At 72.3% G+C, this 20,610-nt stretch carries 18 protein-coding genes and 3 tRNA genes; 9 read left to right on the top strand and 12 right to left on the bottom strand.

Features of this window, described 5'->3' with window-relative positions; genetic code table 11:
• Positions 1–293: 293 nt before the first annotated feature.
• Positions 294–2,618 (top strand): FdhF/YdeP family oxidoreductase, encoded by a 2,325-nt coding sequence (locus ACIG47_RS04295; RefSeq protein WP_397429747.1) that lies wholly within the window; start codon positions 294–296, stop codon positions 2,616–2,618.
• Positions 2,619–2,675: 57 nt separating this feature from the next.
• Here ACIG47_RS04295 and ACIG47_RS04290 read toward each other — a convergent pair whose 3' ends face one another.
• Positions 2,676–3,482 (bottom strand): MerR family transcriptional regulator, encoded by an 807-nt coding sequence (locus ACIG47_RS04290; protein ID WP_397429746.1) that lies wholly within the window; start codon positions 3,480–3,482, stop codon positions 2,676–2,678.
• A 91-nt stretch (positions 3,483–3,573) separates the two neighbouring features.
• Between ACIG47_RS04290 and ACIG47_RS04285 the strand changes: the two genes are divergently transcribed.
• Both ACIG47_RS04285 and ACIG47_RS04280 read left to right on the top strand, forming a co-directional pair.
• Positions 3,574–4,392: an SDR family oxidoreductase gene (locus ACIG47_RS04285; RefSeq protein ID WP_397429745.1), complete on the top strand. Its 819-nt coding sequence runs from the start codon at positions 3,574–3,576 to the stop codon at positions 4,390–4,392.
• A 39-nt stretch (positions 4,393–4,431) separates the two neighbouring features.
• Positions 4,432–4,815 (top strand): nuclear transport factor 2 family protein, encoded by a 384-nt coding sequence (locus tag ACIG47_RS04280; protein ID WP_397429744.1) that lies wholly within the window; start codon positions 4,432–4,434, stop codon positions 4,813–4,815.
• A gap of 81 nt (positions 4,816–4,896) precedes the next feature.
• Here the strand turns inward: ACIG47_RS04280 and ACIG47_RS04275 are convergent, their stop codons facing one another.
• From ACIG47_RS04275 to trmB, 3 genes are all read right to left on the bottom strand, one after another.
• Entirely contained in the window at positions 4,897–6,531 is a 1,635-nt protein-coding gene (locus ACIG47_RS04275; protein WP_397416906.1) for a cation acetate symporter, read from the bottom strand.
• A gap of 11 nt (positions 6,532–6,542) precedes the next feature.
• A complete protein-coding gene (locus tag ACIG47_RS04270; RefSeq protein ID WP_397416887.1) occupies positions 6,543–6,881 on the bottom strand; it encodes a DUF485 domain-containing protein in 339 nt (112 codons plus the stop codon).
• 183 nt (positions 6,882–7,064) lie between these two features.
• Positions 7,065–7,916 (bottom strand): tRNA (guanosine(46)-N7)-methyltransferase TrmB, encoded by an 852-nt coding sequence (gene trmB / locus ACIG47_RS04265; RefSeq protein WP_397429743.1) that lies wholly within the window; start codon positions 7,914–7,916, stop codon positions 7,065–7,067.
• Positions 7,917–8,114: 198 nt separating this feature from the next.
• Here trmB and ACIG47_RS04260 point away from each other — a divergent pair, with 198 nt between their 5' ends.
• The gene (locus tag ACIG47_RS04260; protein WP_397429742.1) at positions 8,115–8,480 is read left to right on the top strand and encodes a hypothetical protein; all 366 of its coding nucleotides are present in this window, start codon (positions 8,115–8,117) and stop codon (positions 8,478–8,480) included.
• A gap of 44 nt (positions 8,481–8,524) precedes the next feature.
• On the opposite strand, the gene ACIG47_RS04255 is transcribed toward ACIG47_RS04260, so the two are convergent.
• Positions 8,525–9,088: a TetR/AcrR family transcriptional regulator gene (locus ACIG47_RS04255; protein WP_397429741.1), complete on the bottom strand. Its 564-nt coding sequence runs from the start codon at positions 9,086–9,088 to the stop codon at positions 8,525–8,527.
• A 77-nt stretch (positions 9,089–9,165) separates the two neighbouring features.
• On the opposite strand from ACIG47_RS04255, the gene ACIG47_RS04250 reads away from it, so the two are divergent.
• Positions 9,166–10,158 (top strand): alpha/beta fold hydrolase, encoded by a 993-nt coding sequence (locus tag ACIG47_RS04250; protein ID WP_397429740.1) that lies wholly within the window; start codon positions 9,166–9,168, stop codon positions 10,156–10,158.
• Positions 10,159–10,212: 54 nt separating this feature from the next.
• Here ACIG47_RS04250 and ACIG47_RS04245 read toward each other — a convergent pair whose 3' ends face one another.
• The 5 genes from ACIG47_RS04245 to ACIG47_RS04225 form a co-directional block, all read right to left on the bottom strand.
• Positions 10,213–11,487: a HupE/UreJ family protein gene (locus ACIG47_RS04245; protein ID WP_397429739.1), complete on the bottom strand. Its 1,275-nt coding sequence runs from the start codon at positions 11,485–11,487 to the stop codon at positions 10,213–10,215.
• Entirely contained in the window at positions 11,484–15,005 is a 3,522-nt protein-coding gene (locus ACIG47_RS04240) for a metallophosphoesterase (RefSeq protein ID WP_397429738.1), read from the bottom strand. The genes ACIG47_RS04245 and ACIG47_RS04240 overlap by 4 nt, the downstream gene beginning before the upstream one ends.
• Before the next feature lie 204 nt (positions 15,006–15,209).
• Positions 15,210–15,282 (bottom strand) — tRNA-Lys (locus tag ACIG47_RS04235).
• A gap of 119 nt (positions 15,283–15,401) precedes the next feature.
• Positions 15,402–15,477: transfer RNA gene (locus ACIG47_RS04230), tRNA-Lys, on the bottom strand.
• A gap of 102 nt (positions 15,478–15,579) precedes the next feature.
• Positions 15,580–15,876 (bottom strand): co-chaperone GroES, encoded by a 297-nt coding sequence (locus ACIG47_RS04225; RefSeq protein WP_220454908.1) that lies wholly within the window; start codon positions 15,874–15,876, stop codon positions 15,580–15,582.
• A 74-nt stretch (positions 15,877–15,950) separates the two neighbouring features.
• On the opposite strand from ACIG47_RS04225, the gene bcp reads away from it, so the two are divergent.
• From bcp to ACIG47_RS04210, 3 genes are all read left to right on the top strand, one after another.
• Complete coding sequence (gene bcp, locus ACIG47_RS04220) at positions 15,951–16,430, top strand: thioredoxin-dependent thiol peroxidase (protein WP_397429737.1); 480 nt, start codon at positions 15,951–15,953, stop codon at positions 16,428–16,430.
• Positions 16,430–17,641 (top strand): acyl-CoA dehydrogenase family protein, encoded by a 1,212-nt coding sequence (locus tag ACIG47_RS04215; protein WP_397429736.1) that lies wholly within the window; start codon positions 16,430–16,432, stop codon positions 17,639–17,641. The genes bcp and ACIG47_RS04215 overlap by 1 nt, the downstream gene beginning before the upstream one ends.
• A gap of 35 nt (positions 17,642–17,676) precedes the next feature.
• Positions 17,677–17,758 (top strand) — tRNA-Leu (locus ACIG47_RS04210).
• Positions 17,759–17,816: 58 nt separating this feature from the next.
• Here ACIG47_RS04210 and trxA read toward each other — a convergent pair.
• Positions 17,817–18,179 carry a thioredoxin gene (gene trxA / locus ACIG47_RS04205; protein WP_397429735.1) on the bottom strand — a complete coding sequence of 121 codons (363 nt, stop codon included), beginning with the start codon at positions 18,177–18,179 and terminating at the stop codon, positions 17,817–17,819.
• A gap of 156 nt (positions 18,180–18,335) precedes the next feature.
• On the opposite strand from trxA, the gene ACIG47_RS04200 reads away from it, so the two are divergent.
• Complete coding sequence (locus ACIG47_RS04200) at positions 18,336–18,905, top strand: NUDIX hydrolase family protein (RefSeq protein WP_397416865.1); 570 nt, start codon at positions 18,336–18,338, stop codon at positions 18,903–18,905.
• 28 nt (positions 18,906–18,933) lie between these two features.
• On the opposite strand, the gene ACIG47_RS04195 is transcribed toward ACIG47_RS04200, so the two are convergent.
• Positions 18,934–20,565, bottom strand: coding sequence for an ATP-binding cassette domain-containing protein (locus ACIG47_RS04195; RefSeq protein ID WP_397429734.1), 1,632 nt, complete (start codon positions 20,563–20,565; stop codon positions 18,934–18,936).
• Between the last annotated feature and the right edge of the window lie 45 nt (positions 20,566–20,610).

Genomic DNA, 20,610 nt, shown 5'->3' with positions numbered 1-20,610 from the left:
ACGGCCCCCCACACCCCCTCCCTCCCCCTGCCGTGACCCCACCCCCCCCCCCCCCCGGGGTTGGTCGTGTTGGGCCCGCGGCGGACGTCGCCCGATGGACCGATCTCGAGGCAAACGACCGAACACCCCGCCCGCAGCCGTGCTGCAGACCGAACACGCCACCCGAACCCACACACCAGACCAAACACCCCACCCGCAACCACGCAGCACACCGACCCCCCACCCAAACCCACACACCAGACCGACATCCCCCACCCTCCACACCCGGGTGAAACCGGCGTAGGGTCGGGCAGGTGACCGACGTGAGCGACGAGGCCCGCACCGATACCCCCGAGAAGACCTTGCGCATCGGTCCGCCCAAGACCAGCGCCGCCGGGGTGCCCGGGGTGGTGCACGGCCTGGCCCACGTGCTCGACGAGGCGGGTGTCGCGCGCGGTCTGCGCACCCTGCCGATCCTGAACCAGCACGGCGGCTTCGACTGCCCCGGGTGCGCCTGGCCCGAACCGGGCAAGCCGCACGTCGCCGAGTTCTGCGAGAACGGCGCCAAGGCCATCGCCGAGGAGGCCACCAGGCAGCGCGCCGACGCCGCGTTCTTCGCCGAGCACCCCATCTCGGAGCTGGCCACCTGGACCGACCACCGGCTGGGCAAGTCGGGCCGGCTCACGGAGCCGATGCTGCGCGACGAGGGCTCCGACCACTACCGCCCGGTGTCCTGGGACGAGGCGCTCGACCTCGTGGCCACCGAGCTGCGCGGTCTCGACTCACCGGACCAGGCTGCGTTCTACACCTCGGGCCGCACCAGCAACGAGGCCGCGTTCGTCTACCAGCTCCTGGCACGCAAGCTCGGCACCAACAACATGCCCGACTGCTCCAACATGTGCCACGAGTCGTCCGGCACGGCGCTGACGGAGACGCTCGGCATCGGCAAGGGCAGCGTCTCGCTGGAGGACATCACCGACCACGCCGACCTGATCGTCGTCGTCGGCCAGAATCCCGGGACCAACCACCCGCGCATGCTCACCGCCCTGGAGCACGCCAAGGACCGCGGGGCGCGGATCGTCGCGATCAACCCGCTGCCCGAGGCCGGCCTGCAGACCTTCAAGAACCCGCAGCGCGTGCGCGGCGTCGTCGGGCCGGGCACCCGGCTCGCCGACCGGTTCCTCCAGGTGCGCCTGGCCGGCGACCTCGCCCTCTTCCAGGCCGTCAACCGCCTCCTCCTGGAGGCCGACGACGACGCCCGCACCGCCGGCCACCCCGGCGTGCTGGACCACGAGTTCATCGCCGAGCACACCTCCGGCTTCGAGCATGCGGCGGCCGCCTGGCGCGCCCTCGACTGGGCCGACGTCGACGCCGCCACCGGCCTGGACCGCAGCGAGATCGAGGCGTTCGTCGGTGACGTGCTCGAGGCGAAGAACGTCATCGTCTGCTGGGCGATGGGCCTGACCCAGCACAAGCAGTCGGTGGCGACCATCCGTGAGGTCGTGAGCTTCCTGCTGCTGCGCGGCAACGTCGGCCGGCCGGGCGCGGGCGCCTGTCCCGTGCGCGGGCACAGCAACGTGCAGGGTGACCGCACCATGGGCATCTGGGAGCGGCCCACCGGGGCGTTCCTCGACGCGCTGGGCACAGAGTTCGGCTTCGAGCCGCCGCGCGCCCACGGGTACGACGTCGTCGACACCGTCCGGGCGCTGCGTGACGGGCACCTGCGGGTGTTCATGGCGGTGGGCGGCAACTTCGCCGCCGCCACGCCGGACAGTGCCGTCACCGAGGCCGCGCTGCGGGACGTCCCGCTCACCGTGCACGTGTCGACCAAGCTGAACCGCTCGCACGTGCTGCCCGGCAGGCGGTCGCTGGTGCTGCCGTGCCTCGGGCGCACCGAGCGGGACACCACGGGCGGGCGGGAGCAGGTCGTGACCGTCGAGGACTCGATGAGCGTGGTGCACACCTCGCGGGGCCGGCTCGCGCCGGCGTCGGCCGCGCTGCGCAGCGAGCCCGCGATCCTCTGCGACCTGGCGCGCCGCGTGCTCGGTCCGGACGACCCGACGCCCTGGGAGGAGTTCGCCGCCGACTACGCGCGCATCCGCGACTCCATCTCCCGCGTGATCCCCGGCTTCGAGGACTTCGAGCGCCGCGTAGCCGAGCCGGGCGGGTTCGTGCTGCCCCACCCGCCACGCGACGCCCGGGTGTTCCCGACCGTCACCGGCAAGGCGAACTTCACCGTCAACGAGCTCGAGGTGGCCCGGGTGCCGGAGGGGCGCCTGCTGCTCCAGACCGTGCGCTCGCACGACCAGTTCAACACCACCGTCTACGGCCTCGACGACCGGTACCGCGGTGTGAAGAACGGGCGGCGCGTCGTGTTCGTCCACCCGGACGACCTGGCCGCCGGCGGGTTCGCCGACGGCGACACGGTGAACCTGATCAGCGAGTGGCCGGGCGCGGACGGCCAGATCGACGAGCGCCGCGCGGAGGGCTTCCGCGCCGTCTCGTTCCCGACGGCGCGCGGCTGCGCGGCGGCGTACTTCCCGGAGACCAACGTGCTGGTCCCCCTGGACCACACGGCGGAGGGCAGCAACACCCCGGCGTCGAAGTCGGTGGTCGTCCGCCTGGAGCCCGCCCGTTGAGTGCGGGATATTCACCTTCCTGGCACACGAAAGAGGCGAATATCCCGCACTCCACGGTCACCGCGCGAGGTGGAAGACCGGCCAGGCCAGCTCCGTCCGCCACGCCGCGGGATCCGGGGTGTCGGACGGCGTGACGAGGTAGGTCTCCTGCACCGGGCCGTCCAGCGCGAGGGCGTGCTCGACCACCCAGGCGCCGAGCCGGCCGTACGTGACGTCGATGTCGTCGTGCGGTCCGTGGTGCACGACGACGGCGAGCTCCACGGCGGGCAGCTCGACAGGACGCACCCGGCCGCGCTCCGGCGGGTCCGCGACGGGACGGTAGACCAGGACCGGACCACGACCGTCGCTGAACAGCTCGTTGGCGTAGTGCCCGCCCGCCGGTCCGAGCCGTTCGTGCCCGGCGACGGCGGCGTCCAGCTCGGCCGTCGCGTCCGCGTACCAGACCAGCACCTCGTCGTGCGCCACGACACCGGAGATCGCCGCGACCGTGCGGGCCGGCTCCGAGCGCAGCACCACCTCCGGGGCCGGCGACGGCGCCAGGAGCTGTCGCAGCGAGGCGACGGCGGACCGGGTGCGGTCCAGCTCGGCCTCCAGCCGGCGCAGGTGGGCGGAGACCAGCTCGGCCCGCTCGCCGGCGTCGGGCGTGGCGAGGATCTGCCGCACCTCGGCGAGCGGCACGTCCAGCTCACGCAGGCGGTGGATGACCTGGGCGGGCGGGATCTGCGCGCTCGTGTAGTAGCGGTAGCCGCTGACCGGGTCGACCCGGTCCGGCTCCAGCAGACCGGACTCGTGGTACCGGCGCAGGGTGCGCACGCTCAGGTGGGTGAGCTCGGCGAACTCGCCGATGGTCAGGCCTCGGGTCACGGCACCACTGTGCACCCTCCCCCGGGGGGAGGGTCGACCGGGACCAGGGACCGCTTGACCCTCTCCCCGCGGGAGACACCAGCCTGGCGGTATGCACACCACGCACGACACCGAACGGCCGGCCATTCCCATCGACGACCGTCTCGACGGCCGGCGAGCCCTGGTCACCGGCGGCAGCAGGGGCACCGGCGCGGCCGTCGCCCGTCGGCTCCGCGCGGCGGGCGCCACGGTGCTGGCCGTCGCCCGCACCGCACCCGAGCCGCAGCCGGACTCCCCCGGCTTCGTCGCGGTCGACCTCACCACCCCGGAGGGTACGGCCCTGGTCGCGGACCACGTCGCGGAGCACCTGGGCGGTGTGGACGTCCTGGTGCACACGCTCGGCGGTTCCCGGTCGCCGTCGGGCGGCTTCGCGGCCCTGTCGGACGGGCACTGGGCGGACGAGCTGAGCCTGAACCTGCTGTCCGCGACCCGGCTGGACCGTGCCCTGCTGCCCGGCATGATCGCCGCCGGCGGGGGTGCCGTGGTCCACGTCTCCTCGATCCAGCGCAGGATGCCGCTGCACGCCGCCACGCTCGGCTACGCGGCGGCCAAGGCCGCCCTCACGACGTACAGCAAGGGACTCGCCACCGAGGTGGCCCCGCACGGGGTCCGCGTCAACGTGGTCTCCCCGGGGTTCATCCGCACGTCGAGCGCACAGGCGCTGGTCGAGCGGCTGTCGGCGGGGCAGGAGATCAGCCGCGAGGAGGCCCTGGACCAGCTCATGGACTCGCTGGGCGGCATCCCGCTCGGCCGCCCGAGCGATCCCGCGGAGGTCGCGGAGCTCGTCGCCTTCCTCGTCAGCGACCGGGCAGCGGCCATCACCGGCGCCGAGCACACCATCGACGGCGGCACCGTACGCACGGTCGGCTGACGCCGCCGTCCGACACCCACCACCACGAGAGGAACCACCATGAACACATCCCCCGGCCCGACGGCGGACACCACCGACCTGCCCACCGACCTGGCCGCCGCCCTGCCCGCCGTCCTGGCCGCGCACCTCGCCGCGCACGAGGCCCGCGACGCCGAGCGCGAGCTGGAGTGCTACGCCGACGACGCCGTCGTCACCGACGACGGGAACACGTACCGCGGGCGCGCCGAGATCCGCGCATGGATCGGCCGGGCGGCCAGCGAGTACACCTTCACGAGCGAGCTGACCGCCGTCCGCCAGAACGACGAGGAGCACTGGACCGCCGTCCGCCACCTGGAGGGCGACTTCCCGGGCGGCGTCGTCGACCTGAGCTACCGCTACACCCTGGACGCCGACCGCATCGCCGAGCTCCTCATCACCCCCTGACGACAGGTGAGTGCTGGATATCTGCCCTTCTGACACGCCGGAAAGGGCAGATATCCAGCACTCGACGCAGCACGGCGGGAGTCAGTGCGAGACCGCCTTCTCCGCGCCCGCGCCCGTCAGGGACCGGACCTCCATCTCGGCGTACTTCTCCGGGTGCGACCGCTCCTTGCTCAGGTAGGTGCCGACGATGCCGAGCACGAACGCGAGCGGGATCGTCACGATGCCCGGGTTGTCGAGCGGGAACCAGTGGAAGTCGATGTCCGGGTTGCTGATCATCGACTTGCTCAGCCCGGTGACCGGGTCGGCGGGCTTCCCGGAGACCACCGGGGAGAAGATGATCAGCACGACGGTCGAGATCAGGCCGCCGTAGATGCTCCACAGGGCGCCGGACGTGTTGAACCGCTTCCAGAACAGCGAGTAGATGATGGTCGGCAGGTTGGCCGATGCCGCGACACAGAACGCCAGCGCCACGAGGAACGCGATGTTCTGGCCGTTGGCGAAGATGCCACCGAGGATCGCGATGATGCCGATCACGACCACCGTCCAGCGGGCCACGCGAACCTCCCCGTCGGCCGACACCTGCCCCTTCTTGATGACGGAGGCGTAGATGTCGTGGGAGAAGCTGGCCGCCGCGGTGATGGTGAGGCCGGCCACGACAGCGAGGATGGTCGCGAACGCGACCGCCGCGATGATGCCGAGCAGGATCTCCCCGCCGAGCTCGAACGCGAGCAGCGGCGCGGCGGAGTTCTGCCCGCCGGGTGCCGCGAGGATCGTCTCCGGGCCCACCAGCGCACCGGCCCCGTACCCGAGCACCAGGGTGAACAGGTAGAAGATGCCGATCAGCCAGATCGCCACGACCACGGACTTGCGGGCCTCCTTGGCCGACGGCACGGTGTAGAAGCGCATGAGCACGTGCGGCAGGCCGGCGGTGCCGAGCACCAGGGCCAGGGCGAGGGACAGGAAGTCGAGCTGCGACAGCGCCGACGCGCCGTACTGCAGGCCGGGCTCCAGGATCGCCTCACCGTTCTCGCCGGCCATGTTCACGGCCTCCTGCATGACGGCGGACAGGTTGAAGCCGTAGAGCGCGAGCACCCAGATCGTCATGGCGCCGGCGCCCACGATGAGCAGCGCCGCCTTGATGATCTGCACCCATGTGGTGCCCTTCATGCCGCCCACCAGCACGTACAGGATCATCAGGGCGCCCACGACGGCGATGACGACGCCCTGGCCGGCCTTGTCCGTGATGCCGAGCAGCAGGGCCACGAGGCCGCCCGCGCCGGCCATCTGGGCCAGCAGGTAGAAGAACACCACCGCGAGGGTGGACAACGCCGCGGCCATCCGGATCGGCCGCTGCTTGAGGCGGAACGACAGCACGTCGGCCATCGTGAACTTACCGGTGTTGCGCAGCAGCTCGGCCACGAGCAGCAGGGCCACGAGCCACGCCACGAGGAAGCCGATGGAGTACAGGAAGCCGTCGTACCCGTTGACGGCGATGGCGCCGGCGATGCCGAGGAAGCTCGCCGCCGACAGGTAGTCGCCCGCGATCGCCGTGCCGTTCTGCGTGCCGGTGAAGCTGCGCCCGCCGGCGTAGAAGTCCGCCGCGCTCTTGTTCTGCCGCGACACCCGGAAGACGATGATGAGGGTGACCACGACGAACCCGGCGAAGATGCCGATGTTGATCCAGGTGTTGCCGACGTTCGTGGCCGCGGCTGCCATGACGGTCCCGTTCACAGCTGGCCCTCCTCGATCTCCTCGCGCAGGGCCTGCGCCCGGGCGTCGAACTTGTTGTTGGCCCACCGCGCGTAGAGCGTGGTGATCACGAACGTGGACACGAACTGGAGCAGCCCGAAGACGAGCCCGACCGTGATGGTGCCGGCCACCCGGATGCTCATGAACTCGTGCGCGTACGTGCTCATGAGCGCGTACAGCAGGTACCAGACCAGGAACAGCGCGGTCATGGGGAAGACGAAGTTGCGGAACGCCCTGCGGAGACTCTGGAACTCGTCCGATCGCTCGACGCGTTGGTAATCGGTTTCTACAGGCCCTGAAGCCTCTACGTCACTCATGACGCCTCCATTGGCTCATGGGGGCGCGCGCTCTGCCCGCGGCCCGGTGCGCTCTTCGCACCCGTGGCCCAATGTGCCGCACATCACATGGTCGGGGCAAACAGATCACACGGTGGGTTTACCGACTTGACCAACTCGTTATATCCCAGCGGTCAGCACGGGCCATCCCGGGAAACGGGCAGGTCAGCGCCGCACGTACGTGAGGTCCGTGATCTCGCGCCCGGCCTGGTGCGCCTTGCGCTCGAACCCGGTCAGCACGCGCCGCTCGAACCGGGGAGCCCGGCCGCCGGGACCGTGGACGTTGCCCAGGTGCTCGTCGGCGTCGAGCACCTCGATCATCTGCTCCGCGTACTCCGCCCAGTCGGTCGCCAGCCGCAGCGTCCCGCCGGGTCGCAGCACCCGTGCCGCGAGCGCGCCGAATTCGGCGGTGACCAGGCGGCGCTTGTGGTGCCGCGACTTGTGCCACGGGTCGGGGAAGAAGACCCAGAGCTCGTCCACCGCCCCGGCCCCGACGGTCGTGGCCAGCAGCTCCGCGGCGTTGGCCTGCACGAGCCGCAGGTTGGGCAGCCCCTGTCGCCCCTGGGCGGCACCAGCCCGCTCGGCCGCCGCGATCGTGTGGGCCAGGCCGGGCTGGTACACCTCGACGGCGAGGTAGTCCCGCTCGGGATCGGTGGCGGCAGCCTCGACGACGGCGTCGCCCATCCCCGAGCCGATCTCCACGACCAGCCCGGCCGTGCGGCCGAACACCGCCGCCGGGTCCAGCACGAATCCCGGGTCCACGGAGGTGCGCGCGATCGCGCGGGGCACGTCGATCAGGTAGGCAGCGTGCCGGTCGTCCCACAGCCGCTTCTGCCGGTCCGTGAGCCGGCCCGAACGGCGCACGAACGACACCGGCTTGGTCCGGAAGCCCGCCAGCTCGGCACGGCGGGCGGCGTCGGGCCGCTCCGGGTCACCGTGCTGGGGGGCGGCGTCGGGCCGCTCCGAGTGACCGTGCTGGGGGGCGGCGTCGGACGGGGAGGGTACGGGCTGACTCACAGCGAAATCGTACGAGGTGCCGCCGACACGTTGCGCATCCGCAAGGATTCGCGCCCCGCCGCGCGACCCCGCGCGCACACCCGGCAGGCTGGGCACAGCCACCTCACCCCGCAGAGCCAGGAGCCGCGTCATTCGTCCGCTCACCGACGACAAGGCGTTCCGCCCCCTCCTCCCTGACGACCTCTGATCGGAAGCACCATGACCGACCACGCCCCCGGGTCGCGCGTCGAGCTCGACGGGCGGCGCGTCGTCGTCGACCTGTCCGACGTCGACCGCGACCGGCTCACGACGATGGCGGCGCGCAGCGGTGTCAGCGGGCCCGAGCTCGTGCTCGGGTGGATCCGGTGCGGGCTCCTCGGCCCGGCACGGGACGACCAGGCCCAGGACTGGCCGGCCGACCGGGGCGCCCAGCAGGCCCGGGACGTCGAGGCCGACAGGCACGCCCGGCGGGCCCACGACGTCGAGGCCGACAGGGGCGCCCGGCGAGCCCGGGACGTCGACGTCGCCCGGCAGGCGGACGAGGCCTTCCGCGGACTGCTCGGCGGCCCGGACCACACGGACTGACACCGGGCGCGAGCCGGCCGTGGGGAGCACGCGGCCCGCAGGGCTCAGCCTGCGCCCACCTCCGCCTCCAGCATCGCGACGGCCTCGGCCGGTTCGAGGTCCCGGACCAGCACCCGCAGGGTCAGCCCGTCCGCGAGCGCCAGCAGCCGCCGGGCCTGCGTCAGCGCCGCGTCGGGGTGCACGCCGCGGTGCGCGCCGATCAGTCGCGCGCACTCGTCCTCGGCACCACGCCGGGCCTCGGCCAGCACCTGGCGGACGGCGTCGTCGTTGATGGACTTGGCCACGTAGGCGTACCAGACGCTGACGCCCACGCGGCCGCCGTCGTCCCGGGGGATCTGCTGGCTCACGATGTGCAGCAGCCGCTCGCGGGGCGTGGCGCCCGCGGTCTCGAGGTAGCCGCCGTACGCGTTGTCGACCAGCGCGGTGCAGCCGGCCAGGACGAGGGCCTCCTTGGTGCCGAAGTAGTGCTGGATCCGCCCCATGGAGACGTCGGCCGCCGCGGCGACGTGGCGCAGGCTGACGCCCTCGATGCCGTGCTCGGCGATCACCAGCCAGAGCGCGACGACGATCTGGCTCCGGCGCTCTTCATGGTCGACGACTCTGGGCATGCGTGGAGTTTAGCAATACGATCGCATCGGAACCTGTTACGATGCGATCGTATTGCAACACCGTCCGAGGAGACCCGATGCACACCGGAACCACGCGCCGCCGCTGGCCCGTCGTCCTGCTCGCCGTGGTCGCGGCGGTCTCGACCGGCGGGCTCGTGCTGCTCGTCGCGGCGAGCGGCCCCGGCGTCGGCCACTTCCGCACGCTCGAGGGGCGCCAGGCCTACGAGGAGGCGTACACGGCCGCGATGGCGGGCCTGCCCGGCCCCACCGCGACGCACGACGTCGAGACCAGCTTCGGCACGGTGCGGGCCTACGCCTGGACGAGCGCCGAGCATCCCGACGCCACGCCCGTGGTACTGCTGCCGGGCCGGTCCGCCGCCGTACCCATGTGGGGCGAGAACCTGCCGGACTACATCGGGCACCGCACCGTCTACGCCTTCGACACGCTGGGCGACACCGGGATGTCCGTGCAGACGGTGCCCCTGGACGGCATCGCCGACTCGGCCCGCTGGGTCGACGAGGCCATGGCGGGGCTGGGTATCGAGCGTGCCCACCTCGTCGGGCACTCGCAGGGCGGCGGGCTGGCCGCGGCCGTCGCGGTGCGGTACCCCGGCCGGCTCGCGAGCCTCACGCTACTGGAGCCGGTGCTGACGCTGGGGATGATGCCGCTGTCGACCATCCTGGTGTCGATCCCGGCGTCGCTGCCGTTCGTCCCGGAGTCGTGGCGCGAGGCCGCACTGAACCGCATCGGCGGCGTCGAGCCGGACGAGGTGGACCCGGACGAGCCGCTGGCCCGGCTCATCACGCAGGGCTCCCGGCACTTCGGCTCCGGTTCGCTGCCCAACCCGGTGCTCCTGACCGACGACGAGCTGCGCGGCCTGCCCATGCCGGTCTACGTGGCGATCGCGAGCGACTCGTCGCTGGCCGGCGGCGACGCGGCGGCCGAGAAGGCGGCGCTGATCCCGGATGCCCAGGTCACGGTGTGGCCGAACACGACCCACTCGCTCCCGATGCAGGTGGCGACCGACCTGGACGCGGAGCTGGAGCGCTTCTGGGCCGCCCACCCGTAGGTGAGCGCGGGGTTAGTGGCGCTCTGAGCGTTCAGAACGCCACTACTCCCGCGCTCACCCCACCAGGCGCTCCACGACCCACCACAGCGCCACCGCCGCGATCGCCGCGCAGCCCGCTCCCAGCACCCAGCGGGACGCGCGCGGCGCCCGGACCCGCAGCAGCACCAGCAGCGGGAACACCACCGCGATGAGGCCGAGCTGTACCACCTCGATGCCCACGTTGAACGACAGCAGCGACAGCAGCAGCGTCCACGACCAGGCGGCTTCGATCCCGAGCGCGCCCGCGAACCCGACGCCGTGCACCAGCCCGAACACGAACACCACGGGCAGCCGCCAGCGGTCCCAGACGGTCGGCGCCTCACGCGTCCCGGCCGGCCCGTGCCAGCGCAGCGCGTCACGCACCGGTCGGCCGGCACGGCTGCCCGGCACGGCGCCCGCAGCGCCGGCGAGCGCGGGGACCCCGAGCCCGCCGTCGCGCCCCCGCCGGATCAGCACCAGGTCCACCACCGCCACGACCGCGATGGACGCCGCGATCACCGGCTCCACCACGATCGCCGGCACGGACACCACGCCGAGCGCCGCGAGGAGGAACGTCACGGAGTGCGCCACGGTGAACGCCGTCGCCGTCCAGACGACGTCACGCAGGCGGCGGGCGCCGATCAGCAGCGCCAGCAGGAACAGCACGTGGTCCACGCCGAACAGCAGGTGCTCCCCGCCCAGCACGAAGAACTCCCCGACCTGCCTGAGCAGGCGGTGCTCACCCGTGGTCAGGGTGGGCGACGCCGCGGTCAGCACCGCGGAGCCCTCCTCGCCGTCGAGCGCGTACGCCACGATCGTCTCGGTCGAGTGCACGAACGACTCCGCGTCCGGGAACAGGGCGCTGGAGATCTCGTGCACCCCCTCGGGGCCGCCGTCGCACGCGAACGTGTAGGTCAGCGAGGCGTACGCCCGCTCGCCGCGCTCCACCACGTCCACGGACCCGAGCGCGGGAGCGCACCGCTCGCCGTCGTGGGCGACGGCGAAGCGGTCGGTGACGTACCCGTCCACCTCGGTCTCGTGCTCGTCGAGCTGCGCGAGCTGCTCGTCCCGCCCGGTCGCCTCGTACGCCTCGGCGCGCAGCCACGCGGACTTCATGAGCAGGTCGTACTCGAGGTCCAGCACGGCCGTGACGTCCGGCCCGCCGCCCTCCGCACCGGAGGACGACGACGCCGTGGTCACCTCCGCGTACACGTCGCTGGTCGCGTCGTGCGCCCAGGCGGCCTGCCCCACGGCGGGGCTGCTCACGACTGCGAGCAGCCCCGCCAGGGCCAGCGAGCGGCGCAGTCTCAACGCCGCGCCGTGGTGAAGTACGCCGGCGACGCCGTCGCCGTGCCGCCACCCGGGGTGCGGGCCGTGACGAACCAGGCGTACGTGCGGTCCGGCTTGAGGCCGGTCCAGCGGACCGAGGCAACCTCACCGGAGGCCACCGTGTCCCGGCCGATCTCGTCCACCGGGTCGTACAGCACCACGGAGTCGGTGCTGAACGACGTGGTGCGGGAGGTCAGGTCGACCGGCAGCACCATGTTGTCCTCCCGCCCGTCGTACCGGTGCTCGGTGTCGTACTCCGTGGCACCGAACTCGCCCAGCAGCGGCGAGTAGGTGTCGATGGACACCTCGCCGCGGTCGACGTCGAACTGCAGCATGCGGAAGAACGACGCACCGAACTGGAGCTGGTCGGCGGGGTCGTACCCGCCGATCTCGGTGAGGCCGAGCTGGCCGGCGGACACCGTGTAGAACTGGTAGTCCGCGAGGAGCTCGACCACGCCGCCGCCGATGTCGCCGACCACGGGCGGGCGCACGTTGGTGCCCACGCCGTGCCGGTGCCCGGCCAGCACCATGAACACGTTCGGGTTGTCCTTGACGAGCAGGTTGTACAGCAGCGGCCCGTCGGACCCGCCGAAGTTGGCCCCGCGCCCGTCGGGCGACGTGGACGGCTCCAGGTAGTCGTGCGTGAGCAGGATGCCGTTGCGGTCGGAGTACCGGTCGAAGATCGACGCGGCCCACTCCGCCTCGTCGCGCGTCACGCCGTAGGACAGGCCCACCACCACGAAGTCGAGGCCGCCGGCCGAGAACAGGTCGTAGTGGTTCTCGTTCGAGCCGGGCTCCATGACGCCGCCGTACGACGCGTCCGCCCAGTCCTCGGACAGCGCCTCGTACCGGTCCGGCCCGAAGTACTCGTTGTAGAGCGTCGGGTCGGTGCCGGACTGGTTGTCGTGGTTGCCCGCGACCACGCCGTTCGGGATGCCCGCGGCGTCGATGCGGTCCTGGGCCTGGGAGGCGAACTCGAACTCACCGATGACCTGCTCCTCCATCTCGGGCGGGAACGCCCGGATGTTGTTCTCGATGATGTCGCCGGTGTGGGCCACGTACGCGATCTTGCGCTCGTCCGCGTTGTCCACGATCCAGTCCATGACGCCGTTGTAGCCCTGCGCCCAGACGGCCCGCTCCTCGGCGGTCTCCTGCTCGACGGCGCCCTCGGTCAGGTACTGGGTGTCCGTGTAGTGCACCATCGAGAAGTCGTAGGCGTCCGGGTCCTCGAACCGGTCCTTGTCGCCGGCGTCGATGTCGTCGGCGAAGGGGTCCTCGCCGGTGACCATCGCGTGCACCGTGCCCCGGTCCACGTAGTCGCGGGTCACGGTGCCCTCCAGCACCGTCTGCCCCTCGACGGCGCCGCGCGCCGAGGCGACCACGTCCCAGGCGTCCGTCTCCGGGTTCCAGGCCCGCAGGCTGACCAGGCGGGCCGGGTCGGCCGTGCCCTCCCAGCGCAGCACCGGCGCCTCGACGCGGCCGCGGACCGGCACGTCGAACCGCTGGTAGGTCACGTCGGCGGAGTCCGGCGAGTCCACGGACCGGCCGTCGCCGGGCTCCAGCCCCTTGGTACCGAGCTTGCGCTGACCGCGCACGTCCAGCGTCGTCGGCACGTCGGCCGACTCACCCTGCCAGGCCCGGTTCGGCGTGAGGATCTCGGCGGCCGAGAAGCGTGCGGTGACGTCGCCGCCGTCGGGCGCGGCGACCGTCGCCCTCAGGGTCGCGGTGCGACCCACCCCCGCGGTGCCCGACGCCGGTGCGACGTCGGCCGGCGCGTCCGGGATCCCGGCGCTGACGAAGGTGACCTCGTGGGCCACCTCGTTGCCGAGCCCGTCCGTCGCGGACACCGTCAGGGTGTGCTCGCCGGCGGACAGACCGGGACCGACCGGGTCGCCGACGGCGATCGCCTCGCCGTCGAGCGTCACGTCCGGACCCTGCACCACGCCGGAGGTGTCCTCCACCACGACCGCGAGCGGCACGGCCGTGGTGAGACGGACGCCGTCGGCGGGCGTGACGTCGGTGAGCGCGGGACCGTTGTTGTCGGTGAACAGCGCGCGGGTGGCGGTCTCCCCGGTGGTCGAGGTCGCGGCGAGCTCGTGCTCGCCGTCCGCCAGCGTGGCCGTGTCGAGGTCGGCACGCAGGCCGCGGGCGGGCGCGTCGACGGTGAAGGTCAGCGACACCTCGCGCAGCGCCGTGCTGCTGGAGCCGCAGGTGCCGTCACCCATCGCGTAGGAGGGCTTGAGGCCGACGCCGACCGCCGTGCCCGCCGCGGGGGTCAGCGCCAGGTTCGAGATCGTGAAGTCGTCGCGATTGCAGTCGCCCTCGAAGGTGCCGGTCACGACCTTGACGGTGTTCTCGCCGGGCCGCAGCCACTCGTTCGGGACCGCGACGTCGGCGCGCTGGCTCACGTACGAACCGCCCAGCGGCATCTCGATGCCGTTGACCACCAGCAGGTTCGCCGCCTGGCCGTCCACCGCGTTCGAGCCGACGGTGAACGAGAACGCCGCGTCGCCCGAGCCGAGCGTCTCGGCGCTCTCGACCGCGTCGCCGTCGACCGTCAGCGCGGCCGTGGCACCCTCGCCGTCCGCCGGGCGTGCGCCCGTGACGACCATGGTGCCGGCCGCCAGCGTGCCGTCGGCGGGGGTCAGCAGCGGGGCGCCGGCCGGCGCGTTGTTCACGCGGACGGTGTGCGCGGTGGTGTCGCCGGACGCCGTGCGGGCCTCGATCGTGTGCTCGCCGTTGGTCAGCGTCGTGGTGTCGAGGTCGGCGCTCAGCCCGGTGGTGCCCTGCGGGTCACCCTGCACGAAGAAGGTGAGCTCCGCACGCCGCAGGAGGCTCGTGTTGGTGCCGCAGCTCCCGTCGCCGAACGAGTAGGTGTACTCGTTCTCCTCGCCGTCGGCGAGCTCGCCGAGCGGTTCGAGCGTGAAGTCCGACAGCACGAAGTCGTCGTAGTTGGAGCCGCAGCTCGTCTCGATGGCCCCGACGACCACCTCGACCGTGTTCTCCCCGGTGACGAGCTGCTCGTTCGGCACCTCGAGCTCGACGCGCTCGCTGACGGCGTCGGGCAGGTAGATCGGCTCGCCGCCGTTGACCGACACGGAGCTGCGGTAGCGCGCCTCGGTCGAGTTGGTGCCGACCGTGTAGCCGAGCACCGAGGTCCCGAGCGTCTCGGCGGCCCCCGGCACGGCGGCGCCGTCGACGGTGAGGCGCTCGACGTCGTCGCCGGGCGCGACCGGCTCGGCCGCGACGGGGACGGTGCCCTCCAGGAACGCGCCGTCCTCGGGCGTCAGGAGCGGGCCGCCCGGTGCCGGTGCCTCGGGCTCGTGGGGGCGCGTGGCGGCCGCCGGGCCACCGGCGTCCTCCGATGCGGCGGGTGCGGCCGACGACGACGTCGCCACCCATCCCGTCATGGCGAGCGTGGCGGCGGTGACCGCCGCGACCAGGCCGGCCTGCTGCCGGCCCCGTCGTCTCGCCCGCTGGTTCCTCGTGTCTGGCCGCATGGCCGTCCTCCCTGAGGTCGTGGACGGCCCTGAGCACGCCCGGACGTCAACCTGGACCGGCCGGGTGAACGGAACGGGTGCGGCAGGCAACAACCGGACAAACTGTGCGCTACCTGGATGAACATGCAGGCTGGCGGGCGGGTGAAAGTTCCGCCCCGGGAACGACGAAGGCCCCCACCGTGGTGGGGGCCTTCGTCGTTGCTGTGCGCCATCAGGGACTCGAACCCCGAACCCGCTGATTAAGAGTCAGCTGCTCTGCCAATTGAGCTAATGGCGCCTGCGACGGAAAGATTACCAGGGCCCGGAGGCCACTGCGCTACCGATCACTCCGCCCACGACGAGCCGTCGCCGACCACTCCGCCACGAGGGCAGAAGGGGGTTCTCGGACCGCCGTGCTGGTGCGCCATCAGGGACTCGAACCCCGAACCCGCTGATTAAGAGTCAGCTGCTCTGCCTATTGAGCTAATGGCGCGCAACGGGGAGAAACACTACCAGGACCAGCGCCGTCATCGGTAACCGAACGAACGACCCCGGCCTGTGAACTGCGCGACAGGCCGGGCACGCCGCAGGGCGGCTACAGGTACAGCCCGGTGGCGCCGTCGGCCTCGTCGTTCTCGGCCACGCCGTGCACGTCGCGCTCCCGCAGGAGCACGTAGTCCTTGCCGCCCAGGTCCACCTCGGCGCGGTCCTCGGGGTCGAACAGCACGCGGTCGCCCACGTCGACCTGACGCACGTGCTCACCCTTGGCCACGACGGTCGCCCAGGCCAGCCGCTTGGGCCCGACGGCGGTCGCGGGGATCACCAGTCCCGCCGTCGACTGCCGTTCCGCCGAGTCGGTCTCGGGCTGGACCAGGAGCCTGTCGTGCAGCATGCGGATCGGGAGGGTGCCGGTCGTCGTACTCACGGGACAACGCTACGCGACCGCGAAGAGCTACCGTTACGGTCATGACGACTCGCCTCGAGCCCGGGGACAAGGCTCCCGACTTCACCCTCCCGACCGCCGACGGCACCTCCGTCCGCCTCGCCGACCTGGCGAAGAGCACCGACAAGGGCGTCATCGTGTACTTCTACCCGGCCGCCGCAACGCCGGGCTGCACCAAGGAGGCGTGCGACTTCCGCGACTCGGAGGCGTCGCTGCTGGGCGCGGGCTACGCCGTCGTCGGCATCTCCCCCGACAAGGTGGCCAAGCTGGCCAAGTTCGCCGAGTCCGAGGCGCTCACGTTCCCGCTGGCGTCCGACGAGGACCACGCGACGCTGGAGGCGTACGGCGCCTGGGGCGAGAAGCAGAACTACGGCAAGACCTACGTCGGGGTCATCCGGTCCACGGTCGTGGTGAACCCGGACCTGACAGTGGCCGAGGCCTTCTACAACGTCCGCGCGACGGGTCACGTGGCGCGGGTCCGCAAGGTGCTCGGGCTCGACTGATGGGTTCGCCGGCCGACCTGCTGAACCTCGACGACGAGCTCAGCGACGCCGAGCTGGCCACGCGCGACCGCGTGCGCGAGTTCGTGGACCGGCGCGTGCGCCCCGGCATCGCGCGCTGGTTCGCCGACGCGTACTTCCCGCGCGAGCTCGTGCCTGAGCTGGGCGAGCTGGGCGTGCTCGGCATGCACCTGGAGGGCTACGGCTGCGCCGGCCGCTCCGCCGTCGAGTACGGCCTGGCCGCCCAGGAGCTGGAGGCCGGCGACTCCGGCATCCGCACGTTCGTGTCCGTGCAGGGCTCGCTGGCCATGTCGGCCATCCACAAGCACGGCTCCGAGGCCCAGAAGCAGCAGTGGCTCCCCCGCATGGCGACGGGCGAGGTCGTGGGCTGCTTCGGGCTCACCGAGCCCGGCGCCGGGTCCGACCCGGCGAGCATGACCACGCGCGCCCGCTTCGAGCCCGGCTCGGAGGGCGGCGACGCCGGCGGCGAGTGGGTCCTGGACGGTGCCAAGCGGTGGATCGGCATGGCCTCGTTCGCCGACGTCGCCATCATCTGGGCCAAGGTCCGCGAGCCGCAGGACGACGGGAGCGAGCGGGACCGGGTGCGGGGATTCGTCGTGCCGACGTCGACCCCGGGGTTCACCGCCGTCCCCATCGAGCCCAAGCTGTCGATGCGCGCGTCCGTGCAGTGCGACGTCACGCTGGACGGCGTCCGCCTGCCGGCCGACGCCATCCTGCCGGAGCATCCCGGGCTGGCGGGGCCGTTCGCCTGCCTCGACGAGGCGCGCTACGGGATCGTGTGGGGCGCGGTCGGCGCGGCCCGGGACTCCTTCGAGGCGGCGCTGGCCTACGCGCAGGGGCGCGAGCAGTTCGGCACGCCGGTCGCCGGCTTCCAGCTCACGCAGGCCAAGCTCGTGGACATGGCGCTGGAGATCACCAAGGCCCAGCTCCTGGCCCTGCGGCTGGGCCGGCTCAAGGACGCCGGACGCCTGGAGGGACACATGATCTCGGCGGGCAAGCTGAACAACGCCCGCATCGCGATCGACGTGTGCCGCGAGGCACGGACCGTGCTGGGCGGCAACGGCGTCACGCTGGACCATTCCCCCATGCGCCACGCGAGCAACCTGGAGTCGGTGCGCACCTACGAGGGCACCGACGAGGTGCACACCCTGGTGCTCGGCCGGCACCTCACCGGGATCGCGGCGTTCCGCTGACCTGCCCGGGTACCTGCACGTAGACTGTGCGCCGCGCGCGAGTGGCGTAATTGGCAGCCGCGCCAGGTTTAGGTCCTGGTGTCTCCGGACGTGGGGGTTCGAGTCCCCCCTCGCGCACACGGCCGGTACGACGACGGCCGCCTCCGTCAGGGGGCGGCCGTCGCTGCGATCCGCGTCAGTTCTTCTGCGCCTCGAGGTCCTTGCGCACCTGGTCCATGTCGAGGCCGCGCACGGCCTCCACGACCTCGGCGAGGCCCTTGGCCGGGAGGGCGCCAGCCTGGCGGAAGACGAGCACGCCGTCCCGGAACGCCATGAGCGTGGGGATCGAGGTGACCTGCGCGGCCGAGGAGATGCCCGGGTTCGCGTCGGTGTCGATCTTGGCGTGCACGATGTCGGTGTTCTTGTCCGAGGACGCCTCGAACACCGGCCCGAACATCTTGCACGGCGGGCACCACGTGGCCCAGAAGTCCACGAGCACGATGTCGTTGTCGGTGACGGTCTTCTCGAACGTGGCGTCGGTGATCTCGACGGTGGCCATTCGCGGTTCCTCTCGTTGAAACGTCCACCCAGTGCAGCACGGTTCTGCCCTGGGCTATTCCAGGAATGCGCTCGCCGTGACCCGTTCGACAGCGCGACGCCGAACTCGACGGCGCGGAGTAGGGCGCTGCGAGGCGCGAACTGGTAGAACGGACCCGTGACGGACACTGCCGACTACCCTTCCGACGACTTCTACCCCGAGCCCACGCAGCCGTCGGGGTGGCTGACCGACGAGGATCTCGCCGTCGTGCGCGCACAGCTCCCGCTCGTGTACGTGGACGCCGTGCCGGTCCGGGTCGACGACTCCGGCGACGTGATCGCCGTCGGCCTGCTCCTGCGGGTGAACACGCAGGGCGTCATGACGCGCGCCCTCGTCTCCGGGCGCGTCATGTACCACGAGCGGCTCCGGGACGCCCTGCTGCGGCACATCGAGAAGGACCTCGGCCCCGTCGCGCTCCCGCAGGTGCCGCCGTCGCCGCAGCCCTTCACCGTCGCCGAGTACTTCCCGACCCCGGGCATCACCGCGTTCCACGACCCGCGCCAGCACGCCGTGTCGCTCGCCTACGTGGTGCCCGTGACGGGTGACTGCCGCCCCCAGCAGAACGCGCTCGACCTCGCCTGGCTGACGCCGGAGGAGGCCTGCGCCGACGACGTCCAGGCCGAGATGATGAACGGCCAGGGCATGCTGCTCAAGCAGGCCATGGCGCACGTGGGCCGGCTGCCCTAGGCGACCCCCGCGCCGGCGCGCGACCGGTCTAGGACAGGTCCAGCACCGGCCAGTCCTCCAGGTCGGCGCGCATCCGCCGGTCGTGCGTCGCCACCACCACGGCGCACGGCGTGACCTGGAGCGCCCGCGTCAGCTCGTCGACGAGGTCGATCGACAGGTGGTTCGTCGGCTCGTCCAGCAGCAGCAGGTGGGGCGCGTGCAGCAGCGCCCGCGCCAGCTCGAACCGGCGGCGCTGACCCGCCGAGAGCTCGGCGAGCGGCCGGTCGAGGTCCTCCTCGCTGAGCAGGCCGAGCCCCGCCACGGGCACCACGTGGTCGGGGTCCAGCTCGCCCGAGGCGAGCAGGCGCAGCGCCTCGTCGGCGTAGGTCTCGAACCCGGTCCGCAGCCGTGCCCTGCCGGTGATCGGCGCACTCTCCTGCCCCACGACGCCGATCCGCGCGCCCGGCACCACCGAGCGGCTCCCCCGGTCCAGCTCCAGCGTGCCGGCCAGCGCCGCGAGGAGCGTGGACTTGCCGGTCCCGTTCGGCCCGACCACCAGCAGCCGGCCCGACGGCGGTACCGCGACCCGTGTGCCCGGCAGGTCCAGCCGGGCGGCGCCGTCCTCCCCCACGCGCGGGGAGCGCACCTCGACCACGGGGTCGCTGGGGTCCCAGCCCGGCGACATCGCCGGGAGATCGGGGAACCGGAGCTCCACCGGCGGCTTCGGCACCTCGATGGCCTCGGCCTCGAGCTTCTGGACCAGACGATCGGCGGCCTTGACGTGGATGCGCGCGCGGGTGGCCCGGCGGTGCTTCTGCGAGCCCTTGCCGGGGCGCCACTCGTCGGACAGCCCCTCGTAGGACTCGTCGAGTCGTTCCGCGAGCGCCGCGGCCCGCTTCCGCTCGGCGCGGTACCGCTGGCGCCAGCGGTGCAGCGCCTGGTTCTTGGCGAACCGGTAGGACAGGTAGCCGGGTTGCCCGTAGAGCACCGGCTTGCCGTCCCAGGACGGGTCCAGGTCGAGGATGGCGGTGGCGGCGTCGTCGAGCAGCTCGCGGTCGTGCGTGACCAGGACGACGCCGCCGCGCCAGGCGACGAGCTCGCCGGTGAGGAACTCGATGGCGGAGTCGTCGAGGTGGTTGGTGGGCTCGTCGAGCAGGAGCAGGTCGGAGCGCTCCGCCAGGCGGCAGGCGAGCCGCACCCGGAAGCGTTCTCCGACGCTGAGCTCGTCGAGGCGGCGCGCGGGATCGCGCGGGGCGCCGAGGCGGGTGAGGGCCACCTCGACGCGGCGGTCGGCGTCCCAGACGGCGAGGTGCTCCGCGAGGGAGAGGGTGCGTTCGAGCACCGCGAGGTCGCCGGAGCCGTGGTCGAAGGCGGCGGCCGCGGCCTCCAGCTCGGCGGCGGCGGTGCGCAGGCCGTCGAGCGTGGCGGCGACCAGGTGGCCGATGGTCTGACCGGGTTCGGGGTGCAGCTCCTGCTCGACGAGCGCGACGCTGCCGTGCCGCCGCACCTCGCCGGACTTCGGCAGCAGGTCACCGGCCAGCAGGTGCAGCAGGGTGGACTTGCCCGACCCGTTCTCCCCCACGACGCCGAGGCGCGTGCCGTCGTTCACCGTCAAGCTCACGCCGGCCAGCACGTCCCGCCCGGGGTACGCGAAGGCCAGTTCCTGGGCGACGAGGTGCATCCCCCAAGCCTACGGGGCGCGCCGGGGCCAGTTTCCTTTACCGGG

This window comes from Promicromonospora sp. NPDC052451 (genome assembly GCF_044547525.1).
In the GTDB taxonomy this organism is placed as follows: domain Bacteria; phylum Actinomycetota; class Actinomycetes; order Actinomycetales; family Cellulomonadaceae; genus Promicromonospora.
Note: the sequence above shows the minus strand (reverse complement) of the source record. Positions and strands in the feature narration are given on the sequence as shown.